We start from the raw sequence: 23,899 nt of genomic DNA on the forward strand, positions 1-23,899 counted from the left end.
GAGCACCTGATTCTTCAGCAGAATCTCGGCTGTCAGTTGTTTGAGCTGGGCATTTTCCTTGCGTAGATTACCTCGCGGCTGTTGGCTTCGCGCTTGGTATCTCCAGCCAGGCGTTGTTTGCCCGCCTAAAGAAATTCCTTACTCCAGCTGTAATACTGGCTCTGGGCGATGCTTTCCCGGCGACACAGTTCTGCAATGGACTCCTCGCCGCGCAGGCCTTCCAGAACAATACGGATTTTCTCTTCGGGATGGTGCTTCTTGCGGGTCTTGCGACGGATGGTCTGGACCAGCTTTTCGGGTGTATCAGTCATTGTGAGACTCCTTCATACAGTCATAAACGTATCAGAAGTCTCCCTTAGGATTTAGCTCAAATTTGTCTCACATGCTCTGACGGGAAACAGTCTGAGGTAAACCAGTAATTGTCCTATGAGCCTTATCGCCTTATCGCCTTAAGTGATGCCTAAGCCTGATTAGCAAAGACGGGTGCTTTGCCTGGGTGCGAGGCAACTCATAACGCGCCTACTTAGGACGATACTGAACGATGACTTCGTTTCGTCTCAAAAACGGCAAAGTCCACGGTGGGTCGTAGCGAGCAAGAGAAGGCTCTCCCACGACGCTTATCTTTCGCTCGTTGACCCAGGCAATAAGATCAGCGGTTTTGGCAGCGCGTTTCTTGTCACTCACCAGGCCTGAGAATCGCAGCACCGCGTAATGAGCACCGGGTACTTCACGGAGGGTGACCGTGGGGTCGTCGGGTATAGGAAGCGTGTCCATGCTGTACTCGCTGGGCATAACAAATTGCACGCGCCATTGATCGCCCACCGCCGTGCTCGTCACGGGTGTCGTCATCGCTATCTTTTGGGGGACCGCTTGCATAGTCACCGGCGTAGTCATCGCAATCTTCTCAGAGTCGCCAGACGGCGCGGAGTTTTTGCCGAATATATAGCCTGCGATGCGCCGAAAGCCCTGGTTAGACGCGCTGTCCATATCGCCACTGATTAAGGTCTCGGCAACGATCATTGGGTCATAGACCCGGAGTTCGAACTCTCCTGATTGCTCCAGCAGTGTGTAATTGGGTTCTTCTGTGGCCATAGCGGTAGCGTGATACATCATTAAAAAAATGAGCGGAAAGATTAATCTCACGGACTGTAATCTCTAAAAAAAGTAATTAGCGGTTTGCAACTGGTACGCAAGCAGCAATCATCGAGATTGGTTTATTTCGGATCTACGCACTGCGATTACCGCTTGCGGCTGCGCTTTGTACAAAAAAATACGCGTTACACTTCGCGTTCACTACTTTGCCGTTGATGATTACTTATGCGCCTGAAGCTTTTGTATTTGGTTCTGGGTCTTTGTTTAAGTTTTGACCTTTTATCTCAGCCTGAACTCCAGTTGCCTCTGCGCAGCATTGGCCCTGCCGGTATGAGTGGCCGCATTACCTCTATTGCGGTTTCACCTTCCGATAAAAATGTGTGGCACATCGGTACGGCGTCTGGTGGTTTGTGGACGACGGTAAACGCCGGGACCACCTTTGAACCTGTGTTTGATGCCCAACCGGTTCAGTCCATTGGCGCCGTGGCGGTGGCTCCTTCAAACCCCAAGGTCATCTATGTCGGGACCGGGGAGGGCAATCCGCGAAACTCCCAATCCAGCGGTAACGGCCTTTATAAGAGCAGTGATGGGGGTGCGACCTGGTCCTATCTTGGCCTTCCTCAAAGCCGGAATGTACATCGCTTGATTGTGCATCCCGACAACGAGGAGGTCGTTTGGGCGGGGGTTCTGGGTGACCCCTTCAATGCAAACGGCGTCCGGGGCCTCTACAAGTCCGTTAATGGAGGCGAGACCTGGCGTCGCATTTTGTTCAGCAATGACCGTAGTGGCGTTGCCGACCTGGTTATGGATCCCCATAACCCCGATAAGCTCATAGCGTCGCTTTGGGAATTTCGGCGCAGTCCCTGGGACTCTTCCTCTGGTGGCCCGGGTTCCGGTTTGTTTATGAGTGAGGATGGTGGCGAAAATTGGCAAGAACTCGGCGCATCTCGAGGGCTTCCGGCAAAGCCCTACGGACGCATCGGAGTGGCGATTGCCGCGTCTAACAGCGATCGCGTGTACGCCATCGTCGAGTCCCAAAAGAACGCCATGTACCGCTCAGATGACGGCGGTGTGTCCTGGGAAATGATCAACACCGAGACCATAGGGAGCAGGCCGTTCTATTTCTCGGAGATGCACGTAGACACACAAAACCCCGACCGCGTGTACAACCTGTATTCGCGTCTCGCGCGCTCTGAGGACGCGGGAGAAAACTTTGAGGTGATCGAAGACTGGGGTATGGAAGTTCATGCCGATCACCATGCATTTTGGATAGACCCGGATGACAGCCGTTTCATTATCGACGGCACCGACGGCGGTCTTTATTGGTCTCGGGATCGCGGGGAGAACTGGCGCTTTGCCGAAAACCTACCCCTCGGGCAGTTTTATCACATCACCGTTGATGATGCCGTTCCCTACAGGGTTTACGGTGGACTTCAGGACAACGGTACCTGGTACGGCCCCAGCGAGGTTTGGAATCGCGGTGGTATCCGCAACAGCTATTGGCGCGAGCTGGCTTTCAATGACGGCTTCGATGTTGTGCTGGAGCGTAAGGCCGGTCCCTGGGTCTATGCATTGTGGCAGGGCGGTATGTTGGTGCGGATTAATACTGACACGGGTCAGCGAAAAACCATCATGCCAACAGATGATGACGAGACATTACGCTTTAACTGGAATGCGGCAATTGCGGGAGATCCGTTTCAGGACAACACGCTCTACATCGGCAGCCAGTTTGTGCACAAGAGTATAGATCGCGGGGAGAGCTGGTTGAGGATCAGTCCCGACCTCACCAGCAATGATCCCTCCAAACAGCAGCAGCATCGCTCGGGAGGCCTGTCTATTGATGCCACCGCCGCCGAGAGCCATACGACCATTACAGTTATTGCAGCCAGTGAATTAGAGCAGGGTTTGCTTTGGGTGGGCTCTGATGATGGCAGATTACATATGACACGCGATGGCGGCAAATCCTGGCGGGACTTGAGCGATAGGCTCTCCGGAGTACCACAAGCCGCTTGGGTTAAGCAGATTGTGCCGTCGAGTCACGACCCGAGCCAAGCTTTTGTGGTGGTCGACAATCACTTACAGGGAGACTCAGAGCCTTATATTTTGCATACAAGGGACTACGGAGCGACCTGGGACAATATTTTAAGCGGGCAGGGTATCCCTTCCTATGCGCTGTCCTTCGTGCAGGATCCGGTAGAACCACGCTTGATGTTCGCGGGCACTGAGTACGGACTCTATGTGTCTCTAGATGCGGGTGCTAGCTGGCAACAGTGGACGAACGGCTATCCTTCGGTATCGACCATGGATCTGAAGATTCAGAAGCGCGAAGGGGACCTGGTAGCCGCAAGTTTCGGGCGCAGTGTATGGGTACTTGACGATTTAACCCCGTGGCGGACCTTAGCGGCATCGCAGGGCCTTAAAAAATACCCTTTGCAACTTTTTGCACCCCCCGATACCTACCAGCCGGTGATCGATCAGGCTTTGGGTCAGCGTCTATCGCCTGATCATTTGTTTTCCGGTGACAACAATGCCCGCCAAGCCCTGATTAGTTTTTGGTTGGATGATGAAGCCGTGGAGTCCGTAGAGATCTCGGTGAGGCGGGAAGATCGGCTGGTGCGCCAGTGGGAGCACGCAGTGGTCCAGGGGATGAATCGTGCGAGTTGGGATCTGCAATGGTCCGGCGTAGAAATCTATGGTCCCTTGATGAGCCCTGTGCTCGAGCAGCCTCTGGCTGCGCCTGGCGTTTATGAAGTGAGTGTTAGCGCCGGTGAGCTTGTCCGCAGCGAAGAGCTGACAGTGCTTGCTGATCCACGCGTAGACTTTGATGCGAAGAGCTTCGCCGAGAACTTGTCGTATCGTCAGTCCATAGAGGCTCTGCAGACGCAGTCAAAAGAAGTGCTTCGAGTGCTCGGGTGCATGGAAGAGCAGCTGGCGCAGGCTGGGGATTCTCTGTCAGGAGAGGAGGCTGAGGCCTTGCAGCAAGAAATCATAGGCGTTTGGGAGAGGGTGGCATTTCGGGAGTTTCAAGGCGTTATCAGTGATTCGAATAAGCTCTCGCATCGCCTGAGTAAAGCCTTTTACTTCACACACTCGCCCTATGAGCCCCTCACAAGCAATGACCGGCAGTTGCTCCGCGCTCTGGAGCATCAGAGTCAGGCGGTACTTTCGGCGTTCAGTGACTTACTCACTCAGCAATGGGGCCCGAAAATGGGGCCTTTGGATGCAGTTATGCCTGATTCAGAAGGGACTGGGTCTCAGGAAACTGGCGGATCTGCAGAGAACCCAGCTGGCAATCAGTCTGCCGCCTGCAAGTCTTAATAACTCTGCTCCGATCAACTCTGCGCGACTGTCTCAGCGAGATAGTTGCGCACCGCCACCGCTCGCTGTCTTTAAGTTAGTCTTTAGTCGTTAGTCGCTAGTCGCGCAAGATAACGAGGGCAGTGGCGGCACTGTCGAGCTGGCTATCACCCAAAGCCTTGGTCAGTTTTATCCCGAGCTCATTCACTGTGGAGAGGGCTTCCTCAAGGCGGGTCTGGCCTGTTTTGGTCAGCGCGACCAGGCTCACTCGAGCATCTCTGTCACTGACATCACGCGCTACCAAACCAATCTTTTCCATAGGTTTTAGCAGCCGCGTAACACCGGACGCAGTCCGTCCTATAGAGCTTGCAAGATCCACGCGTCGCATGCGGCCGTCGTTGGAGAGGGCGAGTTGGTACAGCACCATAAACTCCACATAGCCGATGCCGTGTACTGCACTAAGGCTGTGATCTATGCGTGCAGACAAACGCTCGCTGGCAAGCCAAAGATCGACCACGGTTTTGCCTCTGGGATTGAGTGATTTCATGCTGCTTCTCCTTAATGTGACGCATGGTACTGCACTGGTACTTGATAAATCAAGTATATATACAGTATCGAAATAAGTGCTTACTAATCCGGAGCGTGATCTGTGACAGGCTTCGTGCTCCGTGTATCCTTGCTCTATGGCCACAGACACTTCAAAAGTCCCGGTAACAGCTGAGTTTTCGCTGCATCTTGATGATGTGCAGATGGATGCTGTTCGCGCAGGCGGCGCCGGCGGTCAAAACGTCAACAAAGTCTCCACAGCAGTGCACTTACGATTTGACGTGACGCGCGCGCAGCTCCCGGAACGCGTGCGTCAGAAGCTGCTGCGTAGCCGTGACAGCAGGATCAGCGCTGATGGAGTTCTGGTGCTCAAGGCTCAGCGTCACCGCACTCAGGGCAAGAACCGGGACGATGCGATTGCGCGGCTCGTGGAGCTTTTACGAGAGGCGAGCTTTGTTCCAAAGCCCCGTCGAGCAACCAGGCCCACCCGCGCATCCAAAGAAAGACGGCTAAAACGAAAAGATATAAATAGCAAAAACAAGGCTTTACGTAAGAAACCGAATGTTGATTAGCTGGCCGCTGATGGGTAAAGTCCCCGCTCTCAAAATTCAAACTGGACTGTTGTATGCCCAAGCCCCGTGATCTAGAGCGCCTAAACGCTAACCTGCCGGTCTTCATGGCGCTATTTGACGGAAAGGTGACCGAAACTGACGCCGAAGAAGGCACAGTGACTCTGACATTTACTGTGGGCGAGAACCTGTGCCACTCGGGAGATGTGGTGCAAGGTGGCTTTGTTACAGCGATGCTGGATGCGGCCATGAGTCACGCCGTGTTCGCTTACGACGACACGGTAGGTAACCTATCTTCGTTGGAGATTAGTACTCGTTATCTTGAGGCGACGCGGGCCGGATTTTTAACGGCGGTAGGCCGAATCGTTCGTCTCTCGCATAAAACCGCGTTCCTTGATGGTCAGCTGTTCAACGCTGAAGGCACGCTTTTGGCGACAACCCAAAGCGTCGCCAAAATCTACCGCAAAACTAAAGATTTCTAAGGACTATGTGCGGCCGCTTCAACGTCGTTAGCACGCCAGGTTTGCAGGCCCTCCTCGATGGACTGGGTGTTGATTTACAGCTCCCCGAGCCGATTTACAACATTGCACCCACCGAGTCCGTGGGATTGTTGCGGGGTAACGAACACGGTGAGGTCAGACTCTCATCGGCGAGGTGGTGGTTAACACCATCGTGGTCAAAAGAAGTTAGTCAGAAGTACGCGATGTTCAATGCCCGTAGCGAAGGCCTCACTAAAAGTCCGGCTTTTCGAAAGCCCTTTGCCAGCCAGCGCGGCATCGTGCCTATGTCATCTTTTATAGAGTGGCGCGGGAGCAAGGGAGATAAGCAGCCCTGGTTAATCAGCAACGAGGACTCGGCACTGGCCGTGGCGGCGCTGTGGGATTTGTGGTCGGCTGTTGCCGATTCAGATAGTCAGGACAAGCCGTTATTGTCGTGCACGCTGGTGACCACGGCCGCTGCGGAGCCCTTTAAGCCCTGGCACTCGCGCATGCCTGTGATGCTCTCAGCGGGAGATAGAGAGCGATGGCTGGACAATGGGACGCCTATTGCCTCAGATGATCCGCTCTTCGAGCCGAGACTACGCGAGCCCCTGAGACTGGCGCCTGTCGCCAAGTCAGCGGGCAATTCACGCAATAAAAACCCCGACAGCATGCAGCCTGCCGGGGAGTGGGCGACCCTTCCTGCGGGGGATAAATAACGCAGGTAGGGGAGTGATTTAATCCACCAGCGCCTGGTAGGTCAGCACCCTGAACTTTTTGGCGAGCGGTGTCCGATGGGGGACACTTTGGACCATAAAGATACCGACAACCTTGTCTTCGGGGTCTATCCAGAAGTTTGTGCCCGCTGCACCGCCCCAGCCGTAAGCGCCATCCGCACCCAGTTCTCCGCTTTTTCCTCCGGTGCTCTCGATGATTCCCACGCCCAAGCCAAAGCCATCCATGCCCCAGAGTCCGCTGGAGTCTGCGCCGCCGAGGTGATCCTTGCGCATGTGCTCGATAGTTTTAGGTGATAGCAGCTGCACGCCGTTTAGCCTGCCACCGTTAGCAAGCATCAAAGCAAAACGGAGGTAGTCGTAGGTGCTGGACACCAAACCGCCGCCGCCACTCTCAAAGAAACCGCCTTCGAGAAAACCCTGCGAAAGCTCCGGGTCTGCGGGTACCAACTCCATCTCGTTGGTAAATTGCCAGGGACTGTTCCAGTCCACGACCGTGCCCTTGGGCATGTAGAGCGAGGCAAGCCGTGATTGCTTATTCTCAGGTACAACAAAAAAGGTGTCTTTCATGCCCAGCGGAGCAAAAATTCGCTCCTGAAGAAAATCGCCAAAGGCTTGTCCGCTGATCGCTTCTACAAGGGCTCCCTGAACGTCTACAGATACGCTGTAATGCCAGCGCGAGCCGGGCTCGAACAATAGGGGTAGGGTGCCCAGGCGTTTAGTGAACTCTGTAAGGGTGGGTGATCGCAGTAAGTCAGCCTCCCGGTAGCGCTTATCAACACCGGTATTGCTGAAGATGCCGTAGCTCATCCCCGCGGTATGGCGAAGTAAGTCCCGAATCGTAGGTTGCCGCCGCGGTGCTTTGGTTATCATCGCACCGTTGTCATCCAGCTGGGCAATTTCGAGACCCGCCAGGTCAGGAAGGTACATGCTCACGGGGTCTTCCAGTAAGAAGTGACCTTCTTCATAGAGCATCATCAGAGCGACGGCGGTAATCGGCTTGCTCATAGAGTAAATACGAAACAGCGCGTCCTGCGTCATCGGGCGAGCCGCTTCTCGATCAGCCATACCCCAAATTTCGTTAAAAACTATGGTCCCGTTGCGCGCGATAATGCCGTGGCCGCCTACCATTATCCCATCCGCAACGGCCTCCTGCATTCGATCGTTGATACGCTGCAGGCGTTTGCCGGAGAAGCCCTCTCTCGCTGGCAAAGCACTGGGGATCGCCATGGTTTTGAGATTGTTTTCGGCATTCGCTCCCTGCCCCAGGATGACGCAAAAAGTGAGAAGACAGACGCTAAGGGCGCCTCGCGGGAATGGATTTAGCATGTTCGTAGGTCTCCAGAGAGATTGCTGCAAAAAAAGCGACATGAATCAGTTATTCGCGACGTTTGTCGCACGCCAAAAGTACGATAAGAAATTGTGCCCGGCCGCACAAGGAGCGGCTATTGCACGGCAACTTGTCCACCGTTGGAGTGGTTTGTCGTCGGCTTGGCCTCAAACTGTGATCTGCCGCACAAGTAGCGCCTTCTGTTCTGTGTCCTTTGGGCGGCTCAGCTACTCTGTCAAAGACATAGCGGGTTGAAGGGCCGAGCCATCAGTCTCTTTTTACGAAGAAAAATTCTCCAGCTCTCTGCGGGAATCCCTGCCTTGGCATCGTTGCCGAGCACCAAGTCCGTTGCACAGGGTCTTGGGACCGACTACGAGGTGATTGTGTTGGGGGCGGGCGTTGCCGGCCTGGCGGCGGCAGAGCGGCTGGCGACAATAGATAGAGAGCTGAAGGTGCTGGTTCTCGAGGCCCGCGACCGAATTGGAGGACGCGTCCACTCTGTAGGACAAAAGAATGTTATTCGCGATGCGGAGCTGGGTGCGCAGTCTCTCACGCAATCCCAGGGCAAAAGTTGGCCAGTTATCGAGCGTCTGGGCTTAAACGTAGAAGAGTTTTCCGACGGCAGCCTGAGTCTCTACCCGGGCATGGCGGCGCTCGTGCGCGCCGTTGCGGAGGCTTCCAGCGGGAGAGTGCAGCTCGATAGCGAAGTCCAGGAAGTGTTTTGGCGTAAGGGACTCGTGGGCGTGAAGTACACCAACCGCGGACTGAGCAGTGCAGTAACCTGCAGACGCCTGATCGTAGCGCTCCCAGCGGGAGTGCTGCGCAGTGGTGCGCTGGCAATGAGCCCAGCTCTTCCTCCTTCCCGGATTGATGCACTGGAAGCATTGAAGCTGGATGGAGCGCTCAGTCTCGCACTGTCGTTTCCCGCGCAGCTAGCCGTTTTAAAAGACCGCTCTCAGTCGTGGCTCTTTGAGAATGAGAGTGCGCGTCTCCGTGCATTCCCCGCCGGTTCCTCTGGCGACGTGCTCTTGGAGGCGCAGTTCCTGGGTGCGCGGGCAGATACACTATCGAGGCAACCGGAGTCTGTGCAGCTCGCGCTGGCGATCAGGGCCTTCGAAGACGCGTTCACATCACTGCCAGCGCTGAGTGATGCAAGCTGGAGTGGCAGTGCGAATTGGCTCTCAGATCGCTACAGTCTCGGTGCGACCACGCAGGCCGGAACGGAACTCCTGCATCAGGAGCTGGCCAAGACTTTGGATGACACCGTGTTTTTTGCCGGCGACGCTACGGCCGCCCCCTCCGATGTTGGAACGGTGCACGGAGCCTACGGGACTGGTGAGCGTGCAGCACAAGAAGTTGCCGAATCTTTAAGTCTCATACCCGGTAGCGGCCCCATGGCCCGACTTGACAACTCAGAAGCACCTATTTTGGAGTTGCTCTAGCGCCGCCTCAGGGGCGATATATCAACTCTTGATTCCTTCTCTCTAAGGTCTAAGCCACGGGGAAACATGCTCCTCACGCTGGTATGCGGAGAGGCCTTTGGCTAGACTGGCGTCTTTCAGCAAGTACTCCTAAATATTATGACGACGCTCACGCATTTGGACGCCGAGGGACGCGCCCGCATGGTCAATGTCGGTGACAAGCCCGTTACCGCCAGACGGGCAATGGCTGCGGCGATGGTTGTTATGCAAGCCTCGACGCTCCAAAAGATTCGCTCGAACGGTCTTTCAAAAGGCGATGTACTTGCCGTAGCGAGAGTGGCCGGTATTCAGGCGGCGAAGCGTTGCGATGAGCTCATTCCCTTATGCCATAGCATTCCACTCGATGCGGTTAACGTGGACTTTGAGTTAGATGACTTACTTCCGGGCGTTCGGGTAACCGCCTCAGCAAGCGTGCAATCGCGCACGGGTGTCGAGATGGAGGCGCTGACCGCTGTTTCCGTCGCGGCGCTTACCATCTATGACATGTGTAAGGCAGTAGATAAGGGTATGTTGATCGATCAGGTCTGTCTTGTGCGTAAAGAGGGCGGACGCTCCGGAGTTTGGGAGCGATCTGACGCGATCAATGAAGCAGCAGCACAAGAAGGCGGGGATCAGTAAAGCGTGAAAATCATGTTCTTTGCGAGGCTTAGGGAGCAGCTGGGTAGCGATAGTTTTGAGATCGCTGACGGGGACTGTCCGGTAGATGTGGCTGCACTGCGCAGCCTGTTGCGAGAGAGAGTCAATGCTGAGCTGGCTGAGTCTCTAGAGGACCCCAATGTGTTTTGTGCGGTGAACCAAAAAGTTGTGGGTGAAGACAAGCCCCTGGCAAGTACCGATGAAGTCGCGTTCTTTCCGCCGATGACCGGGGGTTGAGCGTGTTTTCGGTGAACATCTGTGAACAGCCTCTGGATATAGCAGCGCTTACGACTGCTTTTCCGCGAAGCGCAGAGGACACGGGCGCTGTAGCTACATTTACCGGATTTGTTCGCGGCGATGGTATTTCCGCTTTAGCGTTAGAGCACTATCCGGGTATGACGGAGCAGAGCATCCTCGACACGGTTCACAGTGCGGCGCGCCGCTGGCCCGTGCAAGCCGTGCAGGTGGTGCATCGGGTGGGGGAGTTAAGTGCTGGCGATCCCATCGTCTGGCTGGCCGTGGGCTCCAGTCATCGCGCGGCTGCCTTTAGTGCCTGTGAATTTATTATGGATTATTTGAAAGTTTCGGCCCCCCTGTGGAAGCGCGAGCGAGATGCAGCGGGTCGATGGTATTGGGTTGATGCTAAGGATAGCGATGAAAACCGGGCACGTCGTTGGGGAAGGAGCGCAACTGCATGAGTTTTGATTCTCGTGAGTTGCGAAACGCTTTGGGGCAGTTCGCCACCGGCGTGTGTCTGGTCACGGTTGTTGATGACAACGGCGTGGCTCAGGCGTTGACGATAAACTCTTTTTCTTCCGTGTCTCTGGAACCTCCCTTGGTCTTGTGGAGTTTGCAAAAAGACGCGGAGATTTACCCCGTCTACGCTACAGCCCCTCACTACTGTATTTCGGTGCTTTCTCAGGCGCAGGAGGAGCATTCTTCGACTTACGCGGAGAAAGGTGGTCATCGACTGTCTGAGGCGCATTTTGAGCTCGGTCAAAACGGTGCTCCCGTTATTAAGGGCGCGCTAGTGAGCTTTGAGTGCAGTCTGGAGCAGACTTTCGATGGCGGTGATCACATCATCCTCCTGGGGCGAGTAACCCACATGTCTGAAGTCGATAGCCAGTCACCGCTGGTGTTTTTTTGCGGTCAGTATCGGGAGTTGAAATGAAGTTCTGCAGCGAATGCGGTGGTTCTATTGAGCTGCGTATTCCTCAAGGCGATGATCGCGATCGCTACATTTGCAATGATTGTGATCATATCCACTACATCAACCCCAGGGTGATTGTGGGATGTTTGCCGGTTTATGAAGACAAGGTGTTGCTCTGCAAACGCGCCATTGAGCCCCGTTACGGCTTTTGGACACTACCGGCGGGGTTTATGGAGAATGGTGAGACTACAGAGGAGGGCGCAGCTCGGGAAACCTGGGAAGAGGCCCGCGCCCGAGTGAGCAATCAACATCTCTACCGCGTGTTTGATGTCCCGTACATCAGCCAGGTTTACATGTTTTACCGCTGTACCCTCGATGACGGACTGTTTGGTGTGGGTCCTGAGAGTCTCGAAACTGCGCTGTATACGGAGCAGGAAATTCCCTGGGATGAAATCGCGTTTCCTGTGGTAAGAGAGACGCTGGAGGCTTTTTTCGACGACCGGCGTCGCAATGAATACCCCATCGCCGTAAAGCCCATTCGTTTTCGAAGGCCACCAAAATCTGATTGAGGCGATTACCTATCGCGCAGCGGTTTTGACGGTGGTCCTCAAGCGCACACTCGCTATAGACTAAAGGAGAAATAGATGGCTTTTCCCAAGATAGGCAACCTTGCACCTGCTTTTTCATTACTGGATCAGGATGGAAAAAAGGTAAGCCTTAAAGACTTTCGGGATGAAAAGAACGTTGTTGTGTATTTTTACCCCAAGGCCATGACCCCTGGCTGCACGACGCAGGCCTGTGGGCTTCGAGACAGCAAAGCAGCCCTTAAGAAGCTCGACACCGTTGTCCTGGGTGTGAGCCCCGACCCGGTAAGTCGTTTGGGTAAGTTCATTGAAAAACAGGAATTAAACTTTACCCTGCTCTCGGACGAAGACCACGCTATCGCGGACAAGTATGGTTGCTGGGGCCTTAAGAAGTTCATGGGCAGGGAATTCATGGGTATCTTGCGCACCACCTTCATCGTTGGAAAAGATGGTCGTCTCAAGCACGTCATGGATAAGGTCAAAACCAAGTCCCATCACGATGATGTGCTGGCGCTGATTAAAGAGTTAGGGCTTTAACAGCGTGGCTAAAAAACCTACTCCCTCGACGCGTATCGTCAGCTTCAACGCGAATGGCATCCGTGCGGCGAGCCGCAAAGGCTTTTTCGAGTGGATGGCCCAGGTCGGCCCCGATGTGGTTTGCGTTCAGGAAACCAAGGCACAGGTGCATCAGCTCACAGACGAGATGTTTCACCCCCAGGGCTATCACTGCGTTTATAACGATGCGATCAAGAAGGGTTATAGCGGCACGGCGGTGTACTCCCGCGTCAAGCCCCGGGCCGTCACAACAAAGCTCGGCTGGGAGCCGGTGGATGGTGAAGGGCGCTATCTCCAATGCGACTACGCAGGCCTTTCGGTGATCTCGCTGTATGTGCCCTCGGGCTCGAGCAGCGATGCCGCGTTGGAAAAGAAATTCATTTTTATGGAGCTGTTCTTCGAACACCTCCGCGCGCTGAGGCGCAAACGGCGAGAGTTCATTATTTGCGCGGATTGGAATACCTGTCACCAAAACATCGATCTTAAGAACTGGCGGCCCAATCAAAAGAACTCCGGGTTCCTGCCAGAAGAGCGTGCGTGGCTTGACCGGATTTACGATGAGATTGGTTTTGTCGATTCTTTTCGTGTTATCGATAAAGAGCCCGACCGATATACCTGGTGGTCGAATCGTGGCCAGGCCTGGGCAAACAATGTCGGGTGGCGACTCGATTACCAGATGATTACGCCAAAACTTGTGCCTGCTGTTCGCGCCGCGTCAATTTACACTGACGAGCGTTTCTCTGACCACGCGCCGCAGATTATGGATTACGCGCTGGAGATAAGAGAGTAAAGAGCTTGGATGTTTGCCGGGAATGTTCAAAACCGTTACATTCCCTCCCCATCCAAAAGCGGCCGTTCAAGCAGCCATGCGCAGTGCTAGCTACGTTGGTCGTCTTCCATCTTATGAATCACCTCTAAGGAGTTACCGTGTTTATTGCATCTGCCCATGCTCAGACTGCCGCTGAAAGCGCCCCGGCCGGCGGCGAACTGTTTCAGATTATTTTTCTGGTTGGCCTCTTCGTACTCTTTTACTTCATTGCCATCCGTCCTCAAAGAAAGCGTCAGAAAGAACATTCAGCAATGGTAGCGGCCCTTGGGAAGGGCGATGAAGTGGTTACCAGCTCAGGCATTCTAGGCAAAATCGTAAGCCTGGATGACAGCTATGTGGTTTTGAATGTGAGCGAGAAAGTGGAACTCAAGTTCCAGCGCGTACATATCCACGCGGTTTTGCCTAAGGGAACACTCAAGAGCATCGGCTAAGGGAAGGCTTTTCGCCGCGTCCGATGACTCTTTTCACCATAGACGTTACGCAGTAAGGAACTGGCAGCCATGGCTGAGCTCATTGGAACTGTAAACGGTATTGCCTGGGGGCCGGTGATGCTGGTTCTGCTCCTTGGAACCGGAATCTATCTCACTCTCGGATTGGGCTTTCTGACACTCCGTAAATTGCCCATGGGATTTAGCTTGCTGTTTCGCGGTCGCAGCGGTGCTGGTGCCGGGGACATTTCACCTTTCAGTGCGCTGATGACCTCACTCTCAGCCACAATTGGTACTGGCAATATTGCGGGAGTAGCCACGGCTATCACCCTGGGTGGTCCCGGTGCGTTGTTCTGGATGTGGATAACCGCATTGTTCGGCATGGCGACAAAGTACGCCGAGGCAGTCTGTGCTGTGCATTACCGTGAGCAGGACAGTAATGGCCAGTATAGCGGCGGGCCCATGTATTACATTCGTAATGGTTTGAAAGCGCACTGGCATTGGCTCGCGTTTGCCTTTGCAATTTTCGGCGCGTTTGCGGGTTTTGGTATTGCCAACACGGTGCAATCAAACTCTGTGGCTCAGGTTTTGAATGACAGTTACGCGATTAGCCCTATCTACACAGGCTTAACGCTCATGGTGCTCGTGGGCGCCGTGGTTTTAGGCGGTATAAAACGTATTTCCAGTGTTGCCAGTTTGCTGGTGCCGCTTATGGCGACCAGCTACCTGTTGATGGGCGTCATTGTGATCGCCATGAACGCCTCGGCGGTGCCCGCTGCGGTGGCCACTATTGTCGAATCTGCGTTTACCGGTTCTGCGGCCATGGGCGGCTTCGCTGGCGCCACAATCTGGGCTGCCATACGCTTTGGTGTAGCCCGGGGCATTTTCTCAAACGAGGCGGGTCTGGGCAGCGCACCTATCGCCCACGCTGCGGCGCGCACAAATGAGCCCGTGGAGCAGGGCATGATTGCCATGCTGGGAACCTTTATCGACACCCTTATCGTATGCAGTATCACCGGTTTGGTCATTGTCATTATGGATGTGCTTCCCAGCGGTGTGAGCGGTGCGAGTCTTACCAGCATGGCCTTTGGTAATGCCTTTCCTGGTGGCGATATCATCGTAACCTTTGGTCTGTGTATTTTCGCCTTCACGACGATGATCGGTTGGTCCTTCTACGGCGAACGCTGTGTGGTTTTTTTGGTGGGAACTAAAGGTGTCTTGCCCTTTCGTCTCGCCTGGGTGTTGGCGATTCCCGTTGGCACGGTGGTGCAATTGGATTTGATCTGGCTGATTGCCGATACGCTCAATGCGTTCATGGCGATACCCAATCTGATCGCACTGCTCTTGCTCGGACCCATGGTGTTCAAGCTTTCTCGTGAGTACTTTCAGCGCAGTTGATCGGCGGGCGCCTTATTTATGATCCGTTTTCGACTCTCGCGGTTTGTTGCAAGCCCATAGAAGGGTATGCTCCCTAAATGGGCGTCACACTCGACAAGAAGCTGGTTATCGCGATTTCTTCGCGGGCGTTGTTTGATCTTAGTAAAAGCCATCGGGTCTATGAAGAAGATGGCCTCGCGGCGTATTCCGAGTATCAGATCGAACACGAAGAGCAGCCTTTGGATCCCGGCGAAGCATTCCCTCTGGTAGAGAAAATGCTCCGCATCAATGCCCGTCTGGGTGGTGATAAGGGCGGAGACAAGGGGGTCGAGGTGGTTCTCCTGTCTCGTAATAGCGCGGATACCGGACTTCGCGTATTCAACTCCATTCAACACTATGGTCTGACTATCAGCCGAGCAGCGTTCTGTGGGGGCGAGAGTCCCTGGCGCTATATCAACGCCTTTGGGTGCCAGCTCTTCCTTTCCAGTGAGGCTGAGGATGTACGCAACGCGCTGGACTGCGGTATCGCCGCGGCTACCCTTGTCTCCAACAAAGGCGCAAACCGAGGTACGGATCAGCTGCGTTTCGCTTTTGACGGTGATGCGGTTTTGTTCTCGGATGAGGCGGAAAGGGTGTTCAAGAGTGAGGGTCTGGATGCCTTTGCTGCCAGTGAGCGGGCCTCTGCGCGGACACCGCTGTCAGGTGGACCCTTTAAGTCTTTTCTCTCGGCGCTTCACGACATTCAGCAAGCCCTCCCGGCCGAAGACCCACCAATCCGCACCGCGCTCGTTACTGCGCGCTCCGCGCCGGCGCATGAACGAGTGATTAGAACGCTCCGGGCATGGAACATTCGGATTGACGAGTCGATTTTTTTGGGGGGGCTGGATAAGACAGACTTCCTGCGCGCTTATGAGGCCGACGTATTCTTTGACGACCAGCCGGCGCATTGCGCTTCCGCAAGTCCGCACATCGCTACGGGGCATGTTCCTCATGGGGTTGCGAACGAAAGTTAAGTAAAAACCTCCCGCCTTATACCTAAAAGGCTTGAAAAAGCAGGGAGCTAATGGCTATTCTTTCTAACGCACGGACCTTGATATCCGTCCACCCGACGCCAGAGGCACCTTGGCCATGAAACTTCAGCAACTCCGTTACATCTGGGAAGTCGCACACCACGACCTGAATGTATCGGCAACCGCGCAGAGTCTCTACACCTCCCAACCCGGTATCAGTAAACAAATACGTCTTCTCGAAGATGAGCTTGGCGTCGAGATTTTTTCTCGCAGTGGTAAGCATCTGACGCACGTGACGCCCGCGGGCGAGGTGATTTTGAAGACCGCTGGCGAGGTTTTGCGCAAGGTCGAAAGCATTAAGCACGTAGCGCAGGAGTACTCCGATGAAAAGCGGGGTGCGCTATCCATTGCCACGACGCATACGCAGGCTCGCTATGTGCTTCCGGACGTGATCAGAAGCTTTATAGCCAAGTATCCCGAGGTTTCTCTGCATATGAACCAGGGCACGCCCATGCAGATTTCAGAGATGGCGGCTGACGGAACCGTCGACTTTGCCATCGCTACAGAGGCCCTGGAGCTGTTTAGCGATTTGATCATGATGCCCTGTTATCGCTGGAATCGTTGCGTCATCGTCCCCAAGGATCATGCGCTGGCACAGGTCTCAAAACTGACGCTTAAAGATGTAGCCGCGCATCCCATTGTGACTTACGTCTTTGGATTTACGGGGCGCTCGCGACTGGATGATGCTTTCGTCACTGCCGGTTTGACCCCTCGCGTAGTTTTTACCGCAGCGGATGCTGACGTTATCAAGACCTATGTGCGTCTGGGCCTTGGCATAGGCATTGTTGCAGACATGGCGCACAACGAGGAGATAGATAATGATCTGGTCGCCCTTGATGCCCGGCACTTGTTTGCGAGTAGCGTAACCAGCATCGGCTGTCGTAAAGGGACTTTCCTCCGCGGCTACATGTACGACTTTATATCGGACTTTGCTCCGCACCTCAGTCGTGATCTGGTGCGGGATGCCTTTCAACGAAAAACCCGATCCGAGCTGGATGATCTGTTTGGTGATTTGGAGTTGCCTGAGTACTAAGCAAGGTAGCGGACAGCTTGTTACAGGGTCTTTTCCAATGTTTTGAGAAAAGCACCGACCTTGTCTTGTTGCTCCTGATATTCAGCTTCTGCCTCCGAGTCGTCCACAAGGCCACCCCCCGCCCAGCAGTGGAGTCGCTGCCCCTCGTTAAACAGTGTTCGAATGGCAATATTGCTGTCGAGTCTGCCGTGACGGGAGAGATAAAAGAGACTTCCACACCACGACTGTCTTGGAGCGGGTTCAAGCTCGTCAATGATTTGCATGGCCCGATGTTTTGGCGCTCCGGTGATGGATCCCCCGGGCATGCAGCCAAGAAGCAGGTCCAGAGTGCTATGGCGGGGCGATAACAGGCCTGTTACGACGCTAACCAGGTGATGAACCGTAGAATAGCTCTCCAGGGTAAAAAGCTCCTGCGCGTGAACAGTTCCCGGGGTGCAGTAGCGGCCTATGTCATTACGCAGCAGATCGGTAATCATCAGATTCTCCGCGCGCTCTTTTTCAGAGGCCAGCAACTCTGCGGCGGCGGCCTGGTCGTCCGCGGTGTTCCTGTGTCTGGGTCGTGTGCCTTTGATAGGGCGTGTCTCAATCTGAGCGTCTTCAACAGTGAGAAAGCGTTCTGGTGACAGGCAAAGAAGAGAATGCTCCTTCGTCAGCGGGAAGAAGGCGCTGAAAGGTGCTTTTGCGATAGTGCGAAGCTGACGATAGGCATCAAACAGATCGCCCGAGTAAGGCGCCGAGAAGGGCTGCCCGATGTTGATTTGATAGCAGTCCCCTTGGCCGACGTAACGCTTTACTGTATCGAAGTGCTGCCGGTATTCGTTCAGGGACCAGCTGTGCTCAAAGGCCTGCTCTAGTTTAAAACTCTGGGTTGCCGGCTCTGAGTTATCGTCTAAAAGCAGGCTATTGAGCCTCTTTACTGCGGCCTTAAGCGCTTGGGGTTCCCCCACGAGCCAGCTGCGTTCTTTCTGTCGATCCTGAACGATTGCCCATGGGTAGTAGTAAACGCTGGCGATGGGAAGTGTTTGGTCCGAAGAGGGCGCCAGGTTGTGGAGTCGCCGTCCGAGCTCGTAGCTGAAGTGGCCAATGTAGCCCCCATGGAAAGGCAGATCGTGGGGGTTTGGTAGCTCGGTAGTCTGTTGCTCCGCGAGGGTCTGCCATCGCTGTAGCGCATCGTCCAACGCGGGCCCTGAGCAGCTGGAATCAATCGTTAGGCTGCGTGCCACATCAGGCTGAGCCGCCAGGATGTCGAATCGTCCTCGCGCGGTGCCATCTGCGCTATCGAGTAGAACCGCAGAGCCCAGGCAGCGGATTCGTTCGTAAATATCACAGGCGTTGCTGAAGTAGGGTAGTGAGACGCTGTGTTTTATGTCATCGAGCTTTTCAACAGGCATGTTTTCGATGCTTACATTGGATGTTGATAACTCTCATAAGCTATTGTTTAAATTGACTTTCACCTACCTAGCCCCTAGGATTAAACGCCTTGATTTTGTCCTATCCCAAGGCTCTGAGCAGAGTATCGGCAAGCTCGGACGTTTTCGTATACTGACACCGCCGCATCCCCCATGGGGAAGAAGCCGGAAGAGAAAGATAGCGAAAACATTACAAGACAAGTCAGTACTCCAATTTCCGAAAGAGAGTTGTTCGCATCTATGAGTGATTCATCGAACGGTCGGGCCAAAGACTCGGCACAAGGCTCAGTCAACGCTTCAAATCTGCCCTATGCCACTTTAAGCAATCCATTCGCAGCAGCACAGGAGCAGCAGTTTGAGGTGCCGGGGCAAATCCAGAGTGCTCCGGGCTTGTTCGAGGAAACCATGAAAGCGGGTGCCGCTTTGCAGCGAAGACCGCATACAGCGTCAGGTGTACGCAGTATACAGCGACAGCATCTCAAAAAACGTATGACAGTTTGGGAGCGCATTGACTGTCTTGCCGATGAACCCCCAAGAATTCTTTATCAAAACTGGGGGCCAAATCTCGACGGCGCATCACTGGTTACTGCTCTGATTCGCGTGGGCGGTCGGGATGTCGCAATTTATGGCCATGACTTTACCGTGCGTGCGGGCTCCATGGACGCGACCAACGGTGAAAAGCTAGCGCGGCTGTTTGAACTGGCTGCGAAGCAGCGCATACCCCTTGTCGGTCTTAATGACTCTGCAGGTGCATACATCCCCGCGGGCGTTGGGGGTTTGGATGGCTACGCGGACGCCTTTACTGCGCTTCGCAAGATCAGCGGCATCGTACCCAGCATCATGTGCATGTTCGGTTTTAATGCGGGGGGAGGGTCCTATCTGCCCCGACAGGGCAGCTTTCTCATACAACCCAACGACACCTTTTTTGGGCTGACAGGACCCGGGGTTGTTAAGTCAGTACTGGGTGAAGACGTTACACCCGATGAACTCGGTGGGCCGGGAGTTCACAGTCAGTCAGGCGTAACGGATTTTGTAGTGCCTGATGAAGTTGCTGCGCTTCGCAAAGTGCGCGAGCTTCTCAACTACTTACCGAGTAATAACGGCGTGGCGGCGCCCCATCAGCCATCGTCCGACCCCATTTCGCGCAAGACCTGGGATATCGACGTTTTGCTGAAAAAGGCTTTTAACTCGCCCACGGGATTTAATACACCTATCGACATTACCGTCTTGATTCAGCAGCTCTGCGATCATGGCGATTTTCTTGAGCTGCAGTCTGAACGGGCGCGCAACACCATAACGGCGCTGGGCCGCATGGGCGGTAACGTTATTGGTTTTGTTGCCAATAATTCTGCAGTTGCATCAGGTCAAATTGACATTGGTGCGGCCTATAAAAACGCGCGTTTCATCCGCTTCTGTAATTTGTACAACATCCCGATTATCTTCCTCGAAGACACTACAGGGTTCCTGCCCGGCAGGGAGCAGGAGTCTCGAGGCATCGTGCAGGCGGGTCGTGCGATGCTGGATGCGATAGTCGATTTGCGCACGCCGCGCTTTCTGGTGCTTGTGCGTAACGCCTTTGGGGGCGCCTATGCCTCCTACAACAACTACTCTACGGGCGCTGACTTCGTGGTGGCTTTGCCGACCACGCGCGTGGCGGTGATGGGCCCTGCGGGTGTTGAGTATGTGTACAAGGATGAGCTTAAAAAGCTTCGTGCAGAGGCCAAGACTCGCCTCGGGCAGGAGCTCGAGGCGCAGCAGGCAGCGGGGCTTTCCAAAGACGAAGCGGCGGATGCTGCAAAGTCGCTGGTGGATGGTTGGATGAAGGCCGAAGAGCAGCTGCTGGCGCAACGTTACGAACAGGAGCTCATGAATCCCAACGAGGCCCTGAGTCTCGGCTCTATTTCTCAAATCGTCATGCCCTCGGATTTACGGCAAGTACTTGCCGAGCACATGGACTTTTGCCTGCGCAACTACGAACCCGCACCGATGGATGGTGTACAGCGCGAATTCCATTGATCCATACCTATTTGCTAAGGACCGGCTGCCGTGTCTAACGAATACTATTTGAAGAACCCATTAATCCATGGCGATCGACAGCTCGCGCGCCAAAGCAGTGCCTGGGTGAGTCAGTTTGATTGCTCACATATGCGCCCCTTGATCATTTGCCGTGGTCCAATCCGCAAAGAAGCCATCGATGTTTTTCGTGAGATGGGTATCCGGCATATCGGTATTTTGCTCTCCGAAAAAGACTCTATCGTTTATCAAAACGCACTGGCGCCAGAACTGCGGGTTATGCCCGATCCCGAGCGTATTCATCGGGTGCCCGATTACACGGGCGCAAACAAAGAAGAACGTGATCAGCGCATTCAGCAAATTATCGGGATTGCGCGGGACAACGGATACAATTCGATCTTTGCCGGTTATGGCTTTATGGCCGAAGACGAGACCATGGTGGCCGCTATGGAGGCTACCGGTCTTAACTTTATAGGCCCTTGTTCGCGAACCGTGCATGATGCGGGCCTTAAAGATGAAGCCAAGCGCACGGCATTAAAAACAGGCGTCTCAGTTACACCTGGTATCGATAACGCCACGGCGCTTACCTTGCTAAAGCGCCATCCCGATCACGCCGCGCTAGCAGCACTCATCCAGGCTGAGGGTCTGCCTCTCGAGCCCGAATCCCTGGATCCTGAACTGGAGGCCGCGGCTGACCAGGTTTTGGCGGCAAGCTATAGCAAAGGGGTAGATCTTTACACCGTTGATGAGCTGAGTGAGACCATCACCGAAGCTGTGCTGCGCATGAGCGAGGAGTACCCCAGTAATCGCGTGCGACTCAAAGCGATTAGTGGCGGCGGTGGTAAGGGCCAGCGAATCCTGGGAATCGGTGAGGCTGATCGAGCGGGTGAAATGGTTCGCGAGATCCTCAATGAGGTCAAAACTACCGGCGTGGGCGACAACAAGAACGTTTTGGTAGAGCTGAATATCGAGACGACGCGACATCAGGAAATTCAGGTTATTGGTAACGGAATCTGGAGCATGAGTTTGGGCGGTCGCGACTGCTCATTACAAATGCATGAACAGAAGCTACTGGAAGTGTCCGTCACGCTGGACTCACTTGCATTGGCCTTAGAAGAAGCCAAAGCGCAAGGCAATAGCACTGAGGCAGCAGTTCTCGAGCAGGATGTTCGCACTCTGGCGCAGATGGAAGATGAGGCCGCGCGCTTTGGCGAGGCCGTGGGGCTGGATTCTGTGTCCACCTTTGAGTGTATTGTGGATCGCGATAAGCATTTCTTTATGGAGATGAATACGCGGATTCAGGTGGAGCACCGCGTCACAGAGCTTTGCTACGCCTTGCGGTTCTCCAATCCTGAAAACTCCGAAGACCACTTTGTAGTGGAGTCGCTGGTCGAGGCGATGGTGCTGCTGGCAGCGCACGGACCCAAGTTACCAAAACCTCATCGTGTGCCCCGGTACAACGACAGTGTGGAAGCGCGTCTCAACGCCACCAACCAGGCTCTTCAACCCAGCGCAGGGGGCGTCATTGAGTACTGGTCGGACGCCATCGAAGGTGAGATCAGGGATGATCAGGGCATCAGCCTGCACAATCCCGATACTGACGTATTCATGAAGTACACCCTCGCGGGTGCCTATGATTCGAACATCGCCTTGCTCTTGACCGTGGGTAATACGCGACTGGATTGTTATCAGCGAATGGCCGAGACGATCCGCCAGACGCAAATGCGCGGCAAGGATCTCGCCACCAATCTGGAATTTCATTACGGCCTGGTGAACTGGTTCCTGGGACAAAACATCAATGCGCGTCCCACGACGCGTTTTATCGTTCCTTACCTCACAGCAGTCGGTGAATTGAAGCGTGAGGCGCTGGATATCGATCTGGAGCATGCGTGGCGGGAACTGAGCCGGCTGGAGATTGAAGCTGCTGGTGATGAGCAAGACACATCCCTGGCATCGACTCTGGACCTAAAGCACACCCTGTTGCTGCGTCCTATGGAGCTTCTTCTGGAGCAGCCCCACCTCCTGAGCGGTTGGCTAAGCATTCATTGCGACAGCTACACGATGATCAACGGGCGAGTCAGTTGGAACGATAATCCCATCGAGCTCCTGGCTGACCTGTATCACTTCCTGAATATGGATTACCTCCCGGGTGCTCCCGCGGCAGGCATGATTTGGGAGCATGATCACGATATTCTTCGCGAGGCGCAGGCGTTCTACGGCAAGCTGGAAGAGCTGCTGCCCGCCGAAGACTGGCTTGCCATGCAAACCCAGCTTTCAGAATCTGTCGCTCCCGAGGGCGTTGCTCTGTCTCCTGAGGAGTGGGCAGCCGCTCAGGCAGCACACCGTGGTTATCAATCAGGATGTTCCATACTCAGTATTCTTCCTGCAATTGCTGAAGCGACAGCATATTTCTCTCTCTGCGTGAACGACGATCTGAGCATCGATATCCCCGATCGCTTAAACGATCCCGAGCTGCAAACGGCGATGGCTAAAGTGCTTGTACCGCCGCCTGTGGCCAAATCCGATGAGATTCTTGCTGCCAGCGGCGGCATGTTTTACGGCAGAGAAACGCCTGAGTCGCCGCTTTTCGTGGAGAAAGGCGATCACTTCGATGCCGGAGACCCCCTCTACATTGTTGAAGTGATGAAGATGTTCAACAAAGTCTATGCCCCCTTCGCCGGCACCATAGAAGAAGTCCTGGTTGACGGCGACGGCATGATTATTAGTAAGGGACAGCCGGTGTTTCGAATTACTCCAGACGAAAAAATTGTCGTGGAGTCGCCTGAGGAGATTGCAGCAAGACGACGCGCTGCGACAGCCCGCTACCTGGATCAACTATAGTTTGTAAGATGCGTCAGCTTAGGAGTTGCAAGCCATGATTACCGCCCTGGATCACATCGCGGTCGCAGTGCCGGACCTGGAAAAGTCCATACAACGTTTCTGTGAGGACTTTGGTCTGCCTTTTGAAGGTCGCGAGGATGTCGAAGCGGCCAAGACTTCTACGGCCTTTATCCCGCTGCCGCCGACCAACATCGAACTTGTTCATCCCCTGAATGGCGAAGGTCCCATCGCCAAGTATCTGGATAAGCGTGGGGGAGGGCTCCACCATCTGTGCTTTCGCTCGGATGACATTTATGCGGATGTGGAGCGACTGCGTGAAAAGGGCTACGAGTTTCTTGCCGATGAACCGGCCCCGGGTGCGCATAACTCCCTGACGATATTTATTCATCCACGCAGCTGTGACGGCGTTCTGGTCGAACTCAATCAACCTGCTGACGAGCACTGAG

23 protein-coding genes and 1 pseudogene are annotated in these 23,899 nt (G+C 54.6%); 19 read left to right on the forward strand and 5 right to left on the reverse strand.

Features of this window, described 5'->3' with window-relative positions:
• Nucleotides 1-311: pseudogene (locus tag ACTG39_RS07265) on the reverse strand (transposase); the annotation flags it as partial.
• Nucleotides 312-519: 208 nt separating this feature from the next.
• A complete protein-coding gene (locus ACTG39_RS07270) occupies nt 520-1,143 on the reverse strand; it encodes an SOUL family heme-binding protein (RefSeq protein ID WP_439106873.1) in 624 nt (207 codons plus the stop codon).
• Nucleotides 1,144-1,317: 174 nt separating this feature from the next.
• On the opposite strand from ACTG39_RS07270, the gene ACTG39_RS07275 reads away from it, so the two are divergent.
• Nucleotides 1,318-4,410 carry a WD40/YVTN/BNR-like repeat-containing protein gene (locus tag ACTG39_RS07275; RefSeq protein WP_439106874.1) on the forward strand — a complete coding sequence of 1,031 codons (3,093 nt, stop codon included), beginning with the start codon at nt 1,318-1,320 and terminating at the stop codon, nt 4,408-4,410.
• Between the two features lie 97 nt (nt 4,411-4,507).
• On the opposite strand, the gene ACTG39_RS07280 is transcribed toward ACTG39_RS07275, so the two are convergent.
• Complete coding sequence (locus ACTG39_RS07280) at nt 4,508-4,936, reverse strand: MarR family winged helix-turn-helix transcriptional regulator (RefSeq protein ID WP_439106875.1); 429 nt, start codon at nt 4,934-4,936, stop codon at nt 4,508-4,510.
• A 136-nt stretch (nt 4,937-5,072) separates the two neighbouring features.
• On the opposite strand from ACTG39_RS07280, the gene arfB reads away from it, so the two are divergent.
• From arfB to ACTG39_RS07295, 3 genes are read left to right on the forward strand one after another with little or no spacing between them, the layout of a single operon-like run.
• Nucleotides 5,073-5,507 carry an alternative ribosome rescue aminoacyl-tRNA hydrolase ArfB gene (gene arfB / locus ACTG39_RS07285; RefSeq protein WP_439106876.1) on the forward strand — a complete coding sequence of 145 codons (435 nt, stop codon included), beginning with the start codon at nt 5,073-5,075 and terminating at the stop codon, nt 5,505-5,507.
• Between the two features lie 53 nt (nt 5,508-5,560).
• A complete protein-coding gene (locus ACTG39_RS07290) occupies nt 5,561-5,986 on the forward strand; it encodes a PaaI family thioesterase (RefSeq protein WP_439106877.1) in 426 nt (141 codons plus the stop codon).
• Between the two features lie 5 nt (nt 5,987-5,991).
• Complete coding sequence (locus ACTG39_RS07295) at nt 5,992-6,702, forward strand: SOS response-associated peptidase (RefSeq protein WP_439106878.1); 711 nt, start codon at nt 5,992-5,994, stop codon at nt 6,700-6,702.
• Between the two features lie 18 nt (nt 6,703-6,720).
• Here the strand turns inward: ACTG39_RS07295 and ACTG39_RS07300 are convergent, their stop codons facing one another.
• Nucleotides 6,721-8,046 (reverse strand): serine hydrolase domain-containing protein, encoded by a 1,326-nt coding sequence (locus tag ACTG39_RS07300; RefSeq protein ID WP_439106879.1) that lies wholly within the window; start codon nt 8,044-8,046, stop codon nt 6,721-6,723.
• A gap of 252 nt (nt 8,047-8,298) precedes the next feature.
• Between ACTG39_RS07300 and ACTG39_RS07305 the strand changes: the two genes are divergently transcribed.
• The 12 genes from ACTG39_RS07305 (at nt 8,299) to cysB (ending at nt 17,190) form a co-directional block, all read left to right on the forward strand.
• Entirely contained in the window at nt 8,299-9,489 is a 1,191-nt protein-coding gene (locus tag ACTG39_RS07305) for a flavin monoamine oxidase family protein (RefSeq protein ID WP_439106880.1), read from the forward strand.
• Between the two features lie 138 nt (nt 9,490-9,627).
• Nucleotides 9,628-10,146, forward strand: a complete 519-nt coding sequence (gene moaC / locus ACTG39_RS07310; protein ID WP_439106881.1) for a cyclic pyranopterin monophosphate synthase MoaC — start codon at nt 9,628-9,630, stop codon at nt 10,144-10,146.
• 12 nt (nt 10,147-10,158) lie between these two features.
• Nucleotides 10,159-10,401 (forward strand): MoaD/ThiS family protein, encoded by a 243-nt coding sequence (locus ACTG39_RS07315; RefSeq protein WP_439106951.1) that lies wholly within the window; start codon nt 10,159-10,161, stop codon nt 10,399-10,401.
• Nucleotides 10,402-10,403: 2 nt separating this feature from the next.
• Complete coding sequence (locus ACTG39_RS07320; protein ID WP_439106952.1) at nt 10,404-10,862, forward strand: molybdenum cofactor biosynthesis protein MoaE; 459 nt, start codon at nt 10,404-10,406, stop codon at nt 10,860-10,862.
• Entirely contained in the window at nt 10,859-11,335 is a 477-nt protein-coding gene (locus tag ACTG39_RS07325) for a flavin reductase family protein (protein WP_439106882.1), read from the forward strand. The genes ACTG39_RS07320 and ACTG39_RS07325 overlap by 4 nt, the downstream gene beginning before the upstream one ends.
• A complete protein-coding gene (locus ACTG39_RS07330; RefSeq protein WP_439106883.1) occupies nt 11,332-11,883 on the forward strand; it encodes an NUDIX hydrolase in 552 nt (183 codons plus the stop codon). The genes ACTG39_RS07325 and ACTG39_RS07330 overlap by 4 nt, the downstream gene beginning before the upstream one ends.
• A 75-nt stretch (nt 11,884-11,958) precedes the next feature.
• Nucleotides 11,959-12,435 carry a thioredoxin-dependent thiol peroxidase gene (gene bcp / locus ACTG39_RS07335; RefSeq protein WP_439106884.1) on the forward strand — a complete coding sequence of 159 codons (477 nt, stop codon included), beginning with the start codon at nt 11,959-11,961 and terminating at the stop codon, nt 12,433-12,435.
• Nucleotides 12,436-12,439: 4 nt separating this feature from the next.
• Nucleotides 12,440-13,243 (forward strand): exodeoxyribonuclease III, encoded by an 804-nt coding sequence (locus ACTG39_RS07340; RefSeq protein ID WP_439106885.1) that lies wholly within the window; start codon nt 12,440-12,442, stop codon nt 13,241-13,243.
• A gap of 137 nt (nt 13,244-13,380) precedes the next feature.
• Nucleotides 13,381-13,713: a preprotein translocase subunit YajC gene (gene yajC / locus ACTG39_RS07345; RefSeq protein ID WP_439106886.1), complete on the forward strand. Its 333-nt coding sequence runs from the start codon at nt 13,381-13,383 to the stop codon at nt 13,711-13,713.
• Between the two features lie 69 nt (nt 13,714-13,782).
• Nucleotides 13,783-15,108: an alanine/glycine:cation symporter family protein gene (locus ACTG39_RS07350; protein WP_439106887.1), complete on the forward strand. Its 1,326-nt coding sequence runs from the start codon at nt 13,783-13,785 to the stop codon at nt 15,106-15,108.
• 77 nt (nt 15,109-15,185) lie between these two features.
• Complete coding sequence (locus ACTG39_RS07355; RefSeq protein WP_439106888.1) at nt 15,186-16,100, forward strand: 5'-nucleotidase; 915 nt, start codon at nt 15,186-15,188, stop codon at nt 16,098-16,100.
• A 115-nt stretch (nt 16,101-16,215) separates the two neighbouring features.
• Nucleotides 16,216-17,190 (forward strand): HTH-type transcriptional regulator CysB, encoded by a 975-nt coding sequence (gene cysB / locus ACTG39_RS07360; protein ID WP_439106889.1) that lies wholly within the window; start codon nt 16,216-16,218, stop codon nt 17,188-17,190.
• Nucleotides 17,191-17,210: 20 nt separating this feature from the next.
• Here the strand turns inward: cysB and ACTG39_RS07365 are convergent, their stop codons facing one another.
• Nucleotides 17,211-18,581, reverse strand: coding sequence for an anthranilate synthase component I family protein (locus ACTG39_RS07365; protein WP_439106890.1), 1,371 nt, complete (start codon nt 18,579-18,581; stop codon nt 17,211-17,213).
• A gap of 258 nt (nt 18,582-18,839) precedes the next feature.
• Between ACTG39_RS07365 and ACTG39_RS07370 the strand changes: the two genes are divergently transcribed.
• The 3 genes from ACTG39_RS07370 to mce are packed head-to-tail and all read left to right on the forward strand — an operon-like array spanning nt 18,840 to nt 23,898.
• Nucleotides 18,840-20,615 (forward strand): acyl-CoA carboxylase subunit beta, encoded by a 1,776-nt coding sequence (locus tag ACTG39_RS07370; protein WP_439106891.1) that lies wholly within the window; start codon nt 18,840-18,842, stop codon nt 20,613-20,615.
• 30 nt (nt 20,616-20,645) lie between these two features.
• The gene (locus ACTG39_RS07375) at nt 20,646-23,453 is read left to right on the forward strand and encodes a biotin/lipoyl-containing protein (protein ID WP_439106893.1); all 2,808 of its coding nucleotides are present in this window, start codon (nt 20,646-20,648) and stop codon (nt 23,451-23,453) included.
• Between the two features lie 34 nt (nt 23,454-23,487).
• Nucleotides 23,488-23,898, forward strand: a complete 411-nt coding sequence (mce, locus tag ACTG39_RS07380; RefSeq protein WP_439106894.1) for a methylmalonyl-CoA epimerase — start codon at nt 23,488-23,490, stop codon at nt 23,896-23,898.
• Nucleotide 23,899 lies beyond the last annotated feature (1 nt).

Source organism: Congregibacter sp., from assembly GCF_965662665.1.
GTDB lineage: Bacteria > Pseudomonadota > Gammaproteobacteria > Pseudomonadales > Halieaceae > Congregibacter.

What these genes read in the sequence shown, in the direction of transcription:
- ACTG39_RS07275 (WP_439106874.1), top strand. Translation starts at nt 1,318, where the DNA reads ATGCGCCTGAAGCTTTTGTATTTGGTTCTGGGTCTTTGTTTAAGTTTT.
- ACTG39_RS07280 (WP_439106875.1), bottom strand. Translation starts at nt 4,936, where the DNA reads ATGAAATCACTCAATCCCAGAGGCAAAACCGTGGTCGATCTTTGGCTT.
- arfB (WP_439106876.1), top strand. Translation starts at nt 5,073, where the DNA reads ATGGCCACAGACACTTCAAAAGTCCCGGTAACAGCTGAGTTTTCGCTG.
- ACTG39_RS07290 (WP_439106877.1), top strand. Translation starts at nt 5,561, where the DNA reads ATGCCCAAGCCCCGTGATCTAGAGCGCCTAAACGCTAACCTGCCGGTC.
- ACTG39_RS07295 (WP_439106878.1), top strand. Translation starts at nt 5,992, where the DNA reads ATGTGCGGCCGCTTCAACGTCGTTAGCACGCCAGGTTTGCAGGCCCTC.
- ACTG39_RS07300 (WP_439106879.1), bottom strand. Translation starts at nt 8,046, where the DNA reads ATGCTAAATCCATTCCCGCGAGGCGCCCTTAGCGTCTGTCTTCTCACT.
- moaC (WP_439106881.1), top strand. Translation starts at nt 9,628, where the DNA reads ATGACGACGCTCACGCATTTGGACGCCGAGGGACGCGCCCGCATGGTC.
- ACTG39_RS07315 (WP_439106951.1), top strand. Translation starts at nt 10,159, where the DNA reads ATGTTCTTTGCGAGGCTTAGGGAGCAGCTGGGTAGCGATAGTTTTGAG.
- ACTG39_RS07325 (WP_439106882.1), top strand. Translation starts at nt 10,859, where the DNA reads ATGAGTTTTGATTCTCGTGAGTTGCGAAACGCTTTGGGGCAGTTCGCC.
- ACTG39_RS07330 (WP_439106883.1), top strand. Translation starts at nt 11,332, where the DNA reads ATGAAGTTCTGCAGCGAATGCGGTGGTTCTATTGAGCTGCGTATTCCT.
- bcp (WP_439106884.1), top strand. Translation starts at nt 11,959, where the DNA reads ATGGCTTTTCCCAAGATAGGCAACCTTGCACCTGCTTTTTCATTACTG.
- ACTG39_RS07350 (WP_439106887.1), top strand. Translation starts at nt 13,783, where the DNA reads ATGGCTGAGCTCATTGGAACTGTAAACGGTATTGCCTGGGGGCCGGTG.
- ACTG39_RS07355 (WP_439106888.1), top strand. Translation starts at nt 15,186, where the DNA reads ATGGGCGTCACACTCGACAAGAAGCTGGTTATCGCGATTTCTTCGCGG.
- cysB (WP_439106889.1), top strand. Translation starts at nt 16,216, where the DNA reads ATGAAACTTCAGCAACTCCGTTACATCTGGGAAGTCGCACACCACGAC.
- ACTG39_RS07365 (WP_439106890.1), bottom strand. Translation starts at nt 18,581, where the DNA reads ATGCCTGTTGAAAAGCTCGATGACATAAAACACAGCGTCTCACTACCC.
- ACTG39_RS07370 (WP_439106891.1), top strand. Translation starts at nt 18,840, where the DNA reads ATGAGTGATTCATCGAACGGTCGGGCCAAAGACTCGGCACAAGGCTCA.
- mce (WP_439106894.1), top strand. Translation starts at nt 23,488, where the DNA reads ATGATTACCGCCCTGGATCACATCGCGGTCGCAGTGCCGGACCTGGAA.